Below are 261 nucleotides of genomic sequence, written 5' to 3'. Positions count from 1 at the left end.
GACCCACAGCGTGGATCTCGGACGTCGACGAGAGCACGCCGTGTTCCGGGTGGACGAGCAGCGCGAGCACCTTGCGGATCGCCGTCGTATGCTCGAGGATTTCACTGACCTCGTGAACCTCGGCCTTCCCGTTCGGTTCGTGCGTCAGAATAGCGGTATCCATACCGATTCGTTCCACACGGCCCTTCGCGAGCACCGATTCGTCCTCCATATGATAGAGCTGGTATTTGAGCGAGGAGCTCCCTGCATTAATGACAAGAA

At 58.2% G+C, this 261-nt stretch carries 1 pseudogene; it reads right to left on the bottom strand.

The window, feature by feature from the left end:
* Positions 1-261, bottom strand: a pseudogene (locus KVT27_RS25170) (acetate kinase); the annotation flags it as partial.

Origin of the sequence: Lysinibacillus sp. GbtcB16 (assembly GCF_019091145.1) — a bacterium.
GTDB lineage: Bacteria > Bacillota > Bacilli > Bacillales_A > Planococcaceae > Lysinibacillus > Lysinibacillus fusiformis.
This window is presented reverse-complemented; position numbering and strand designations above follow the sequence as displayed.